The organism is Stenotrophomonas sp. WZN-1 (assembly GCF_002192255.1).
GTDB lineage: Bacteria > Pseudomonadota > Gammaproteobacteria > Xanthomonadales > Xanthomonadaceae > Stenotrophomonas.
On record NZ_CP021768.1, the window covers coordinates 4,208,578 to 4,221,474 of the forward strand.

General features: G+C 68.6%; 10 protein-coding genes. 6 read left to right on the top strand and 4 right to left on the bottom strand.

Going from position 1 to position 12,897, the window contains the following annotated elements; all coding sequences use genetic code 11:
• Nucleotides 1-27: 27 nt before the first annotated feature.
• Nucleotides 28-3,387, bottom strand: a complete 3,360-nt coding sequence (locus CCR98_RS19660; protein WP_087923910.1) for a TIM-barrel domain-containing protein — start codon at nucleotides 3,385-3,387, stop codon at nucleotides 28-30.
• Between the two features lie 322 nt (nucleotides 3,388-3,709).
• Between CCR98_RS19660 and CCR98_RS19665 the strand changes: the two genes are divergently transcribed.
• The 6 genes from CCR98_RS19665 (at nucleotide 3,710) to CCR98_RS19690 (ending at nucleotide 11,052) form a co-directional block, all read left to right on the top strand.
• Nucleotides 3,710-4,864 (top strand): SIS domain-containing protein, encoded by a 1,155-nt coding sequence (locus tag CCR98_RS19665; RefSeq protein WP_032127084.1) that lies wholly within the window; start codon nucleotides 3,710-3,712, stop codon nucleotides 4,862-4,864.
• Nucleotides 4,857-5,795, top strand: coding sequence for an ROK family protein (locus CCR98_RS19670; RefSeq protein WP_087923911.1), 939 nt, complete (start codon nucleotides 4,857-4,859; stop codon nucleotides 5,793-5,795). Before CCR98_RS19665 ends, CCR98_RS19670 begins: the two co-directional genes overlap by 8 nt.
• A gap of 16 nt (nucleotides 5,796-5,811) precedes the next feature.
• Nucleotides 5,812-7,146, top strand: a complete 1,335-nt coding sequence (locus tag CCR98_RS19675; protein WP_087923912.1) for a D-tagatose-bisphosphate aldolase, class II, non-catalytic subunit — start codon at nucleotides 5,812-5,814, stop codon at nucleotides 7,144-7,146.
• Nucleotides 7,147-7,179: 33 nt separating this feature from the next.
• Nucleotides 7,180-7,956 carry a DeoR family transcriptional regulator gene (locus tag CCR98_RS19680; protein ID WP_087924247.1) on the top strand — a complete coding sequence of 259 codons (777 nt, stop codon included), beginning with the start codon at nucleotides 7,180-7,182 and terminating at the stop codon, nucleotides 7,954-7,956.
• On the top strand, nucleotides 7,953-9,080 hold the full coding sequence (gene nagA / locus CCR98_RS19685; RefSeq protein WP_087923913.1) for an N-acetylglucosamine-6-phosphate deacetylase: 1,128 nt from the start codon (nucleotides 7,953-7,955) through the stop codon (nucleotides 9,078-9,080). Before CCR98_RS19680 ends, nagA begins: the two co-directional genes overlap by 4 nt.
• Before the next feature lie 169 nt (nucleotides 9,081-9,249).
• A complete protein-coding gene (locus tag CCR98_RS19690; protein WP_087923914.1) occupies nucleotides 9,250-11,052 on the top strand; it encodes an MFS transporter in 1,803 nt (600 codons plus the stop codon).
• A 52-nt stretch (nucleotides 11,053-11,104) separates the two neighbouring features.
• On the opposite strand, the gene CCR98_RS19695 is transcribed toward CCR98_RS19690, so the two are convergent.
• From CCR98_RS19695 to CCR98_RS19705, 3 genes are read right to left on the bottom strand one after another with little or no spacing between them, the layout of a single operon-like run.
• Nucleotides 11,105-11,575 (bottom strand): hypothetical protein, encoded by a 471-nt coding sequence (locus CCR98_RS19695; RefSeq protein WP_087923915.1) that lies wholly within the window; start codon nucleotides 11,573-11,575, stop codon nucleotides 11,105-11,107.
• On the bottom strand, nucleotides 11,572-12,123 hold the full coding sequence (locus tag CCR98_RS19700) for an HdeD family acid-resistance protein (protein ID WP_087923916.1): 552 nt from the start codon (nucleotides 12,121-12,123) through the stop codon (nucleotides 11,572-11,574). Before CCR98_RS19700 ends, CCR98_RS19695 begins: the two co-directional genes overlap by 4 nt.
• A 58-nt stretch (nucleotides 12,124-12,181) precedes the next feature.
• A complete protein-coding gene (locus CCR98_RS19705) occupies nucleotides 12,182-12,877 on the bottom strand; it encodes a ComF family protein (protein WP_087924248.1) in 696 nt (231 codons plus the stop codon).
• Between the last annotated feature and the right edge of the window lie 20 nt (nucleotides 12,878-12,897).

Sequence of the window (12,897 nt, forward strand, 5' to 3'; positions counted from 1 at the left end):
GGGGGGAGGAGCGGTGTTACGAGGGAGTCATGGGGCGACGATGCTGGCGGAGTCGCCCTCCTGGCCGATCAGCACGGCGTTGGCCCAGTTGGCACAGACCTGGGCGGGTTGGCTGCCCTGCGCACCCAGCGTGCGCAGGCTCAGGGTGGAAAGGCCTCGGATGTCCAGCTCCGGCTTGACCACGCCGGGCGCCTTCACCAGGCCGCTGTCGTACAGCAGGCGGTTGTCACCCCAGACCTGGAACTGCAGGCCACCGGCGTTGCGGCAGGCGTCGTCGATGCCGAGGTCGGCGCGCAGCAGGTGCCAGCCGCCCTGCAGGCGCAGGTCGATGCGGCTGTTGGCGCCGACGCCCAGGCCACGGCGGAACTGCAGCCCGTTCATGCGCATGCCGGCGTCGCCACGGAAGGACTGGTCGGTGCGCACCTGGCTGGCCAGCGCGGCCGGCACCGGCAGCTCGGAGAGATAGCGCTGCCGGGCCGGTCGCTCCGGTTCCTGGTGTTCAAGAATGTGGAAGGTGGACAGTGCGATCGGGCCGACATCGCGCGGCTGCAATGCATCGAACGCGCGGGCGCTGCCCTGTGCGGCGGTCACCATCGGGTCGGTGCTGCTGGCGCCGTCGCCCTCGGGGTTCTGCACGCTCAGCACGCGGAAGCGCAGCAGGCGACCGGCGTGGGCCGGGAAGTCGATGCGCTGCACGCCTTCCTTCAGCTGCAGGCGGCCACGGGCGATCGGCTCGCCCCACTCGCCATTGCTGTCACCCAGGTACACCTCGTAGTCGCGGACCTGGCCGTGCTTCCAGTTCTTGTCGTTGCGCGGCGCGATGTCGATGCCATCGATCATCTTCCGCTCGCCGAAGCCGATCACCCACTCGTGCGCACCGGTGCGCACGGCCTGGTTGCGCACACTGCGGAACCAGGTGGCCGGATCGTCGTCGAAGGCGTCCTCCAGCGCATGGCCGGGCTCTTCGGCCGGGCGGTTGACCACCAGCAGGCTGTCGGCCGGCAGTTCGCGGCCCAGCACCGGTGCGGCCGGGTAGGCATCATCGGCGGCCGCTGCTGCCACCGCGAAGTCCAGCTGCAGCTGCAGTGGCTGACGGATGTCCTGCGCGGCCGTGCGCACATGCAGCGTGCCGCGGCGCTCCTGGGCATCGAAGTACCAGCCTTCGTTGGCGCTGTTGAAGGCGGCGGCATCGGCCAGCGCCGGCAGCGCGCGACCACCGGCCTGCACCGCGCGCGGCGCCTGGCGGCTGAGCACGCGCAGGCCGTAGCGGCGCTGCGCCAGCTGGCCGTTGTACTGGCCCTGCACGGCGTCGATCTGCACCTGCACCGGGCCACTGCCCTGTGTCGGCGCCTGCACGCGGATCTGCTGCGTGCTCGATTCGCCCTGCTGGTAGCGGCGGGTGTTGCCGTCGTCTTCGTACAGCGTGTACTGCGAATCGCCCTGCGGGTACAGGTCGAACGTCACCTCATCGAGTGGCTTTTCGCCATCGAAAAGCATCGACGGGTACATCGGCAGGATCGCACCGGCACGCACGAACACCGGCAGCGTGGCCAGGTCCACCTGGCGGTCCAGCTGGCGGCCATCGGCGGCGGCCTGCACGCGGCGGCCGTCCCAGTAGTCGATCCAGCCACCGGCCGGCAGATGGATGTCGCGGCGCCAGCCACGGCTGGCCGCCTGGCTGCGGTACACCGGCGCCACCAGCAGGTCGCGGCCGAGCAGGAACTGGTACTTGTAGGTTTCATCCTGCGCATGCGGGTCGCGCGGGTTGTCCCACATCAGGCCACGCACCGGCGGTGCACCGGTCTGCGCGGCCTCGTGCACCAGCCCGTACATGTACGGGGTCAGGCGCATCTTCAACTTCAGGTAGTCGCGGTTGATGCTGCGGTAAGGCTCGTCGTACCACCACGGGTGCTTGCGCGCATTCGACGACCAGCCGCTCATGCCCATCAGCACCGGGGTGAACGCCTTCCACTGCAGGTCGCGGGTGAAGGTCTCGGCGCTGCCGCCGAAGATCGCATCGACATCGCCGCTGGCGTAGGCCATGCCGGACAGGCCCGAACCGACCAGGGTCGGCACGTGCCAGCGGATGTAGTCCCAGCTGCTGCTCTGGTCACCGGTCCACGCTACGGCGTAACGCTGGATGCCGGCCCAGCCCATCACCGTCCACAGGAACGGGCGCGAATCGGAGTTGTCGAGGATGCCGTTGAACGCCTGGCGGTTGGCATCCATCGCGAACTGGTAGCCCTTGCCGGTCCAGGCCACGTCCAGCTTCTGCACGCGGCTGCCGGCCTTGCCCACTTCCCAGGCGATCTTGTCGACACCGTTCTCGGTCCACAGGCCGGTGCGGAAACCGTACGTGGCCAGGCCCTTCACCGTTTCCGGCAACTGCTTGTAGCCGCAGCCGTAACCATCATTGGGCAGTATCCAGCCACCGGGCATGTCGTGGGCGCGGTACTGCCTGGCCACGCTGTCGATCACATCCGGCGTGGTGCCGGTCGGGCCGTCGCTCCAGCCTTCAGGCACGGTGCCGGGCTTCTTGCTGTTGTCGCCGTCGTTGTAGCAATCGGCATCGCCGTAGGACAGCGCCCAGCGCGCAACCATGTTGGGGCGGCCGGTCAGCTGTGTATAGCGTTCGATCAGCTTCGGCAGGTCCGCGCCGACGAAGTAGTACGCATCGAAGCGGTCTTCGCGATGCAGCAGCGTGGCCTGGTCGGCCTCGCGCAGATCGTAGCTGCCATCGCTCCAGGTGTTGCGCAGCATGCCCCAGCCGCGGCTGCTCAGCAGCATCGGTGCCGGGCTGGGGCGGTCGCCCTCTTCCCAGCCGCCGGAGTAGGACACTTCCAGCTCGCGGCCCTTGAACTGGTAGCGGCCGTTCTGCTGGCCGCCGCCGTAATAGCCTTCATCGGCCTGCGAGGACAATACCTGCACGCTCTGCGTAGCATCCAGGTCCAGTGGCTGCAGTTCCTGCCAGAGGGCGGTGGGCTGGCCGTTGTCCAGGCGCTCCAGGCGCAGGCGCAGCGGCTGCCGTTGTACGTGCAGCACCAGCGCATCGGTGCGCACGCGGATTTCCTGCGCGTCTTCTTCCAGCTGCGCCTGCACGTTCGCCTTGGGCTGCGGCAGCACGATCGGCGCGGCCTTGTCACCTGCACCGGTGAGCTTGCCGTTGCGGCCGGCCTGCACGCGGATGATGTCGGTGGCCGGCAGCTCGATGCGGATGCGCGCGCCCTTGTCGGTCTGCAGGTCCCAGCCCTGCACGCCGTCGCGGCTGTCGCTGGCGGCCACCGAACGCAGGTTGCCGACCGGCTCGGCGCTGGCCGGCATGGACGCCAGCATCAATGCCGGCAACAGGGCCAGCATCAGCGGCGAGCGACGAACGCAGTTTTCCACGCGGACTCCCAACCCGTTCACCGGGCGTTTCGAAAGCGGTTGGGCCGACTCTAGGGCAGCGATTCGAAAGATGTCAACAAATTGAAAGGAAAAAGGAAGATATATTCCTTTGAAACGAAAGTTGTTGCGCCGCAATACTTTGTGTAAGCGCTTGCAGGCGCCTGTTAAGCGTTGTGCGATACGGCATTTCGTCGGTCCTTTCGTTTTCCCGGGCACCTCGCGACGCGGAAAGTCACTCACCCATTTTCTTTCCTTTTACTTTCGATGTTTGACATTTCGAAAGAAAACGCAGATGGTGCGCTGGCCCAACTGGAACCTCCGAATGGACGTCACCCTGCTTTCCGATGTGTCCGCCTGGCAGCGCCTTGGCGGAGCCGATACCGCTACCGAAATCGCCCAGCAGCCTGCGCTGTGGGACGCCCTCGCACAGGACCTGTCGCGTGCCCGCGACCGCCTGCAGGCCTTCCTTGGCGACAGCCTCAACGATCCCAACCAGCGCGTGCTGTTCACCGGCGCCGGCAGCTCCGGCTTCATTGCCGAAATGGTGGCCGATGCGATCAACGCGCAGTGGCCGGCCGATGTGCGCGTGGTGCACACCACCAGCCTGCTGACCCACCCGGCGCTGTACTTGCAGCGCGACCGCCCGACCCTGCTGGTCTCGTTCGGCCGCAGCGGCTCCAGCCCGGAAAGCGTGGCGGCAGTCGACCGCGTGCGCAGCGACGTGGATGACGCGCGCTTCCTCGACATCACCTGCAACGCCGATGGCGAACTGGCCCGACGTGGCGCCGGCCGTGCCGATACCTGCACCCTGCTGATGCCCTCGGCCAGCTGCGACCGCGCCTTCGCCATGACCAGCAGCCTGACCTGCATGCTGCTGGCCGCCTTGACCGTGTTCGATCGTTCGCCGTGGGATGCGCGCGTGGCGCGCCTGAAGCAGATCGCCGCGCTGGCCCGCGAAGGCCAGGCGCAGTGGGATGCACCGGTGGCGGCGCTGGCGCAACGCCCGTTCAACCGCATCATCTACCTCGGCAGCGGCCCGCTGGAAGCGCTGGCACGCGAGTGTGCGCTGAAGGTGCTGGAACTGACCGCCGGCCGCGTGCTGGCGCTGGCCAACACGCCGCTGGGCTTCCGCCACGGCCCGAAGTCGACGCTGGACGGCAACACCCTGGTGGTGGTGCTGCGCAGCGTGCAGCCACTGGCGCGCCGCTACGAACAGGACCTGCTGGAAGAGCTGCGCCGCGACGGCGTGGCCGGCCAGGTACTGGCGATCGGCCCGCATTCGGACATCGGCGCCGATGACGAGTACACCCTCACCGTACCGGCACTGGATGATCCGTGGCTGGCACCGGTGTGGCTGGGCTTCGCGCAGCTGTTCGCGCTGCAGCGTTCGGCCGCGCTCGGGCTGACCCCGGACAACCCGTTCCCGGACGGCACCGTCAACCGCGTCGTCAAGGGCGTTACCATCCACCATGGCTGAGCTGATCGCGCACGCCTGCTACGGCATCGACATCGGCGGCACCAAGATCGAGCTGGTGGCGTGCGATGCGGCGATGCAGGTCACCTGGCGCCGCCGCGTGGCCACGCCGCAGGGCGACTACAACGGTTTCCTGCAGGCGGTCGCGGAACTGGTGGCCGAGGCCGATGCCGCCCTGGGCCGCAGTGATGCGGCGATCGGCATCGCCCTGCCCGGCGTGCGCGACCGCCACAGCGGCCGCCAGCTGAGCGCGAATGTTCCGGCATTGACCGGCCACAGCGTGGCGGCCGACCTGCAGGCGCGCCTGCAGCGGCCGCTACATTTCGGCAACGACCTGCAGTGTTTTGCCCTGTCTGAAGCACACGGCGGTGCCGCCGACGGCTATCCCAGCATGTTCGGCGCCATCCTCGGCACCGGCGCTGGCGGTGGTTTCTGCGTGCAGGGCCGCCTGCTGTCCGGTTTCAACGGGCTGGCCGGCGAATGGGGCCACTGGAGCGTGCCCGGGCATCTGCTGCAGCGCCACGGCCTGCCGCTGATCGTCTGCGCCTGTGGCCTGCAGGGCTGCGTGGAGCGCTATGTGTCCGGCAGTGGCGTGGCGATGATCGAACGCCACCTTGGTGGCAGCGCCGCCGACGCCAGCGCGGTGATCGCACTGGCCGAAGCCGGTGATGCCCGCGCACGCAAGGCGCTGGACATCCATCGCGACCTGCTCGGCCACAGCCTGGCCGCGCTGGTGCTGGCGCTGGACCCGCACGTGATCGTACTCGGCGGCGGCCTGTCGCAGTATGCGCCGCTGTACCAGCAGCTGCCGGCGGCCATCGCCGCCCATCTGTTCAAGGGTGTGCAGGTGCCACCGATCGTGCCGCCACGCTTCGGCGATGCCGGTGGCGCACGTGGTGCTGCCCTGCTCGCCTGCCAACCCTCGTTTTCCTGATGTCCGGAGCCTGACCATGTCCCCGTTGCAGACCCTGCTTGCCTCCCACCGCGCCGGTGCCAACGTCGGCCTGTACAGCGTCTGCTGCAGCAACGAGCAGGTGCTGCGCGCGGCCATGCACGTCGCACAGGCACATGGCACCGTGCTGCTGGTCGAGGCCACCTCCAACCAGGTCGACCAGTTCGGCGGCTACACCGGCATGACCCCGCCGCAGTACCGCGATTACGTGGGCACGCTGGCCGATGAGGAAGGCTTCCCGCGCGAACGGCTGATCCTGGGCGGTGACCACCTTGGCCCGAATGCCTGGCAGACGCGTCCGGCCGCCGAAGCGATGACCCACGCGCGCGTGCTGATCGAAGCCTACGTCGCCGCCGGCTTCCACAAGATCCACCTGGACTGCAGCATGTCCTGCGCCGATGATCCGGTGCCGCTGCCCGATGCCATCGTTGCCGCGCGCTCGGCCGAGCTGGCCGAGATCGCCGAACGCACCGCCGCCGAACACGGCCTGCCGCCGCCGGTCTACGTGATCGGTACCGAGGTGCCGATTCCCGGTGGCGAAGCCTCGCTGGCCGAAGGCCTGCAGGTGACCACGCCGGCCGCCGCCGCGCAGACCCTGGCCATCCACCAGCAGGCGTTCGATACGCCGCAGCTTCGCGATGCGTGGCAGCGCGTGATCGCGATGGTGGTGCAGCCGGGCGTGGACTTCGACCACAGCAGCGTGCACGAGTACGACGCGGCCGCCGCCAGCACGCTGGCCGGCTTCCTCGAACAGCAGCCGCGCATCGTGTTCGAAGCGCATTCCACCGACTACCAGCGCGAGAGCGGCCTGCACGCGCTGGTGCGCGACCACTTCGCCATCCTCAAGGTCGGCCCGGCCGCCACCTTCGCCTATCGCGAGGCGCTGTTCGCGCTGGCCGCGATCGAGGCCGAGCTGCTGCCAGCCGCGCAGTGCTCGCGCCTGCCGCAGGTGCTGGACGAGGTGATGGTGGCGCAGCCGAAGTACTGGCAGTCCTACTACCAGGGCGATGAGGCGGCGCTGCGCCTGCTGCGCAGCTACTCCTTCAGCGACCGCTGCCGCTACTACTGGGGCGAGCCGGCACTGGTACAGGCGGTGCAGACTCTGCTCGCCAACCTGGAGCAGCACGCGCCGCCGCTGGTGCTGCTCAGCCAGTACCTGCCGGAGCAGTACCGCGCCGTGCGTGAGGGCACGCTCGCCAACACCCCCACCGCACTGGTGCAGCACCGCATCGGCCTGTGCCTGGGCGAATACGCCCGTGCCTGCAGCGCCAACCAGGCCGGAACCCGCGCGCACCACGCAGGCTCGGCTCCCGCCGTTGCTGCGAACGGCTAATCTCTACCTTTTCCCGCGAAACCGAGAATGGCCATGCGCAACACCCGCTCCCGCCGGCAACAGATCCTGCAGCTGCTGATCGAGCACGGCTCGGTGCAGGTGGCCGATCTGGTCGAGCGCTTTGGCGTGTCGGCGGTGACCATCCGTGCCGACCTGACCCACTTCGAGTCGCAGGGCCTGGCCACCCGTACCCACGGCGGCGCCACCCTGGTGCGTACGCCGCCGCAGGAACAGGACATCCACGAGAAGGACGCGCTGAACCTCCCGCTGAAGGAATCGATCGGTGCGCGCGCCGCGCGCCTGGTGCAGCCCGGCGACAACATCATCATCGACTCCGGCTCGACCACGATGACCCTGGCCCGCCACCTGCGCGCGCATCGCGACGTGACGGTGATGACCAACGGCCTGAACATCGCCTGGGAACTGGCCAATGCCGCAGGCATCACCGTACTGCTGACCGGTGGCCTGCTGCGCCAGCAGTCGCTGTCGCTGCAGGGCAGCCAGGCCGAAGCCAGCCTCAACTCGTACAGCTTCGACACCCTGTTCCTGGGCGTGGACGGCCTGGACCTGCAGTTCGGCCTGACCACCCACGACGAGGCCGAAGCCCGCCTCAACCACCGCATGGTCGAGCGTGCGCGCCGCATCGTGGTGCTGACCGACGCCTCCAAGTTCGGCCGCGTCAGCCTGCACCGCATCGCCCTGCTGGATCAGATCCACGCCATCATCACCGACGCCGGCATCGACGACGCAACCCGTGAAGGGCTGCAGCGGCTGGGCATCGAAGTGATCATCGCCGAGCCCGCCGCATGACCGACACCCGCACCCTGCATGGCCGCATCCTCACCCCGCTGGGCTGGCGGCGCGGGCACGTCCACTTCGATTCACGCGTACGCCGGCTGCAGGTGGATGACCACAGCGGTGCCGACGACCTGCAGCTGCCGGTGATCCTGCCCGGCTTCATCGACCTGCATGTGCATGGCGCGGCCGGCGTGGACCTGATGCAGGGTGGCGATGTCGCCCGCACCATCGCCCGTACCCATCTGCGCTTCGGCACTACCACCCTGCTTGCGACCACCATGACCGCCGGGCTCGACGAGATCGAGCACGCGCTGCAGGGCGTGGCCGCCACCATGGCGGCGCCCGATGCCGATGCCGCCTGCATTGCCGGCGTGCATCTGGAAGGCCCGTTCATCAGCCCGCAGCGGCTGGGCGCGCAACCCAACCGCACCATCGAGGCGACGCTGGCGCTGGTGCAGCAGCTGCATGCGCTGGCGCCGATCCGGGTGATGACGCTGGCACCGGAGATCGGCAAGCACACCGCGCTGATTCCCGCGCTTTCGGCAATGGGCATCCGTGTGCAGCTCGGCCACAGCGCCGGCACTTACGAAGAGGGCGTTGCAGCACTGCAGGCCGGGGCCTCCGGCTTCACCCATCTGTTCAACGGCATGACCGGCGTCGATCACTATCGCCCGGGCATCGCCGCAGCGGCGCTGGCACATGCGCAGTACGCCGAGATCATTCCCGACCTGCAGCACATCCATCCCGGCGTGATCCGCCTGGCCGCACGCGCGATCCCGCGCCTGTACGCGGTGACCGACGCCACCGCCGCCACCGGCATGCCCGATGGCGAGTACGCGCTGGGCGAGCAGCGCGTGCACAAGTGCGGCGGCTGCGTACGCCTGGCGACCGGTTCGCTGGCCGGCAGCGCGCTGACCATGGACCAGGCGCTGCGCAACCTGGTGCGGGTCGGCCTGGAGCTGGCCGACGCGTCGCGTCGGGTTTCCACGTTCCCGGCGGACTACCTGGGCCTGGACGATCGAGGCCGCATCGCGCCCGACGCACGCGCCGACCTGGTGGTGCTCGACGCCGAACTGCGCCTGCAGCAGGTGGTGGTAGGCGGGCGGGTGGTCGATTTGACCGCCGCAAACGCCTGATATCTGCGTTTTTGTAGAGCCGAGCCATGCTCGGCTGCTTTTCATACCGACATCGATGACGTCCGTGCCGCGCTTCGCGCGGCAAGCCGAGCATGGCTCGGCTCTACATGAAGCGCGCAAGCGCAATGCCTCAGCCACGCACCATCCCCGTTATTCCAGGAATACGCCGATGACCGCAGCCGCCGCACCTGCCGTACCCGCTTCCACCGCCCCGCGCTGGCCCGTACGCTACCTGCTCTTCATCGGCGGTCTCGGTGGCCTGCTGTACGGCATCGACATCGGCATCATCGCCGGCGCCCTGCCCTACCTGGAGGCAACGGCCAGCCACGCCTGGCAGCTCAGCAGCCAGCAACTCGGCTTCGTCGTCGCGGCAGTGCTGCTGGGCAGTGTGTTGTCTTCGCTGTTCGCCGGCATGGTCGCCGACCTGATCGGCCGCCGCGGCGCGATGCTGCTGGCCGGCCTGCTGTTCACCGCGTCGATTCCGATCATGGCGCTGGCGTCGGGCTACACGCCGCTGCTGCTCGGCCGGCTGCTGCAGGGCATCAGTGGCGGCCTGATCGGTGTGGTGATTCCGCTGTACCTGGCCGAAGTGCTCAGCCCCGAACGACGCGGCCGCGGCGCGGCCATGTTCCAGTTGCTGCTGACTGTTGGCCTGGTGCTGGCAGCCCTGATCGGCCTGTACCACGCCCACGCAGTGGACGCAGCCGCTGAAGCCGTGCGCTCACTGCCGGTGGCGCAGCAGGCGCAGGAGCTGTTCACGGTGAAGGACCATGCCTGGCGCACCATCTTCTGGACCTGCCTGGCACCGGGCCTGCTGTTCTGCGCCTGCATCTTCTGGCTGTCCGAATCGCCGCGCTGGCTGGTGCGCCGCGGCCGCATCGATGATGCCCGCCGCAGCCTGCAGCGCGTGCTGCCCGCTTCGGAGGTGGAGCCGACGCTTGCGCAGATCCAGGCACCGGAATCAAGCAGCAGCAGTGGCAAGCGCGACCCGCTGCTAAGCCGCCGCTACGTGGTGCCGTTCCTGCTCGCCTGCGTGGTGCTGGCCTGCACCCAGGCCACCGGCATCAACTCGGTGCTGGCCTATGCGGTGAACATCCTCAACCAGGCGGGCCTGTCCGGCTCGGTGGCCAATGGCGCCGATGTGGCGATCAAGCTGCTCAATGCGGTGATGACCGTGGTCGCACTGCTGCTGGTCGACCGCAAGGGCCGCAAGTTCCTGCTGATGCTCGGCAGCGGCGGCATCTGCGTGGCCCTGCTGGCCGCCGCCACCCTGTTCTTCCAGGCCGAGCGCGGCCGTACCGACGTGCAGCCACAGCTGCAGGCGGCGGTCAGCGGCGATGGCCTGCAACTCGCACTGGATGACACGCAATGGCAGCGCTTGGGCGCTGGCATCGACAGCGAAGGCAGGCCGCTGCAGCTGACCGTCTCCTACGCCTACGGTGACTTCACCAATGTGCGCGCCCTGCGCAGCGACAACCTGACCGACCGCGAACTGCGCATCGAGCGTGCCGGCACCGTGCAGCCGGACAGCGTGATCGGCGCGTTCTTCCGCAAACTGCATCTGAATCCGTTCGCCGATCCGGCCAGTGCCGCGCAGGCGCCGCTGCGCATCGAGCAGGCCCGCATCGGCCCGGTGCCGCCGCCGGCCCATGGCTGGGCAGTGGCCACCTGCATCCTGGTGTTCGTCGCGTTCTTCGCGGTCGGCCCCGGCGTCTGCGTGTGGCTGGCACTGTCGGAGCTGATGCCCAACCGCATCCGCTCCAACGGCATGAGCATCGCGCTGCTGATCAACCAGTTCGTGTCGACCACCATCGCCGCCATCTTCCTGCCCACGGTGGGCCACTACGGCTACGCCAGCATGTTCGTGTTCTGGGCGGCGTGCACCTTTGTGTTCTTCCTGGTGGCTGCGTTCTGGCTGCCGGAAACCAAGGGCAAGTCGCTGGAAGAAATCGAGGCCCGGTTCGCCCGGTAACCGTCGACCTGGATCGACCTCCGCGCGCAGCGCGGGGTCGCAGGCGCGCCGGTCATTCGCCGGTGATGTGCCTGGCCAGATCCCGCGCCTCGGCAACGCTGGACAGCCCGCTCAGCATCATCGATTCGCCGAACGGCCCCTGCACGGTCGCCACCATCAACACGCGGCCGTCCACGCTGAGCGCCGCACGCTGGCCCACCAGGGCCGCAGTACCATCGTGGATGCGCTGGTGCGCCTCCGGCCGATAGCGGATCTGCAGGCCGGGCTGCTTGCCTTCATCCAGCACATAGCGCACATCGGCGATGTCCGCGCTGCCGGCAATCGGCGGCTCGCGCAGGGCCAGGGTCTCGCCCTGCCACTGCGCCGGCGTGCCCTTGCCCGCCGCATCGACCGCGCTCAGACGGACATCGACACCGGCGCGTGGCGCATGATCCCTCCCTGCCAGGGCACCGGGCGTGGCACCCGGTATGCATGCGGTCAAGGTCAAGGCGACACCCAGCAACAGCGGAAGCGCCGCCCTCACTTCAGCTTCCGCAGCTTGAATGCCACCAGCACCTGCAGCAGCCCATACAGCAGGCTGCCGATACCGATCCACAGCGTGGTCACCGCTACGCCTGCATACGGATTGGCAGCGAACAGCAGGCCCAGCACCACCGCCAGCACGCCACTGAGAATCAGCAGCCACTCGCCCTGGATCTGCTTGCGTACGCGGATCGCGAACACGATGCGATAGATGCCGGCCACCAGCAGCCACGCCGCCAGGAACAGCACCAGCACGCTGGCGGTGGCCAGCGGATTGATCACCGCCAGGATGCCGAAACCCAGCGAGGCGATGGCATACAGTGCCAGCCAGCCACGCGACGCGCCGCTGCCGCCACTGACCAGTGCGAACAGGCTGATGACACCCTCGACGATGGCGACTATGCCCAGCGTCCACGCCAGTGCCATCGCCGCCGACAGCGGCCAGCCGATGGCGATGATGCCGAAGCCCAGCGCGACCAGCCCATACAACAGCAGGATCCACCAGCTGCGACCCACCGCCGACAACAGGGGAGACAAGGGGGAATTCATGGCCACTCCTTCGATCCGGAACCGGCCTCATCCTAGCCCCTCGCGATGAAGAGGACGATCACGGCACCCGCGCGCACACCCATACCCGCACCTCTTCAGCGCCCACGCAGCGCAGCGTTTCGGCAATCTCCATCACCGTACTGCCGGTGGTCATCACGTCGTCGACCACGGTCAGTCGCGGTGGCACCGGACCGCGTACATCGAACGCATCGAACAGGTTCTCCCGGCGCTGTTCGGCCGTGCGTTCGGACTGTGGCGCCGTATGCCGCCGCCGGTACAGCCCGTGCCAGACCGGCATCGGCAGCAACCGGCACAGCTCACCCGCCTGGTTGTAGCCCCGCTGGCGCAACCGACGATTGTGCAGCGGCACCGGCACCAGCGGTGGGCATGACCAGGGCGGCGGCGAACGCTGCATCAACTGCGCGAGCAGGCGACCGGCGGCGAGGTCCTGATGGAACTTGTAGCGCACCAGCAGCTGGTCGACCGGCGGCAGGTACAACAGGCTGGCATGGGTGGCGGCCTGCGGCGGTGCTTCCTCGCGGCAGCTGCCGCAGACGATCAGCGCGTTGTCGGGCAGCGGCAGCGCACAACGCAGGCAGGCGCGGCCAGACCAAGGCAGATCGGCAAGGCAGGCGCGGCACAGGTCAAGATCATCGTGGCCCGGGTCGCCGCAGACCAGGCACCGCAGTGGCAACAGAACGCGAAGCAGCGCACGGGGGGCGGTGCTTGCCAGGTGCAGGACGTTGATGCGCATGCGCCAGCCTTCCATCGCTG

Coding starts and splice junctions, on each gene's coding strand:
- CCR98_RS19665 (WP_032127084.1), top strand. CDS start 3,710: ATGGACGTCACCCTGCTTTCCGATGTGTCCGCCTGGCAGCGCCTTGGC.
- CCR98_RS19670 (WP_087923911.1), top strand. CDS start 4,857: ATGGCTGAGCTGATCGCGCACGCCTGCTACGGCATCGACATCGGCGGC.
- CCR98_RS19675 (WP_087923912.1), top strand. CDS start 5,812: ATGTCCCCGTTGCAGACCCTGCTTGCCTCCCACCGCGCCGGTGCCAAC.
- CCR98_RS19680 (WP_087924247.1), top strand. CDS start 7,180: ATGCGCAACACCCGCTCCCGCCGGCAACAGATCCTGCAGCTGCTGATC.
- nagA (WP_087923913.1), top strand. CDS start 7,953: ATGACCGACACCCGCACCCTGCATGGCCGCATCCTCACCCCGCTGGGC.
- CCR98_RS19690 (WP_087923914.1), top strand. CDS start 9,250: ATGACCGCAGCCGCCGCACCTGCCGTACCCGCTTCCACCGCCCCGCGC.
- CCR98_RS19700 (WP_087923916.1), bottom strand. CDS start 12,123: ATGAATTCCCCCTTGTCTCCCCTGTTGTCGGCGGTGGGTCGCAGCTGG.
- CCR98_RS19705 (WP_087924248.1), bottom strand. CDS start 12,877: ATGCGCATCAACGTCCTGCACCTGGCAAGCACCGCCCCCCGTGCGCTG.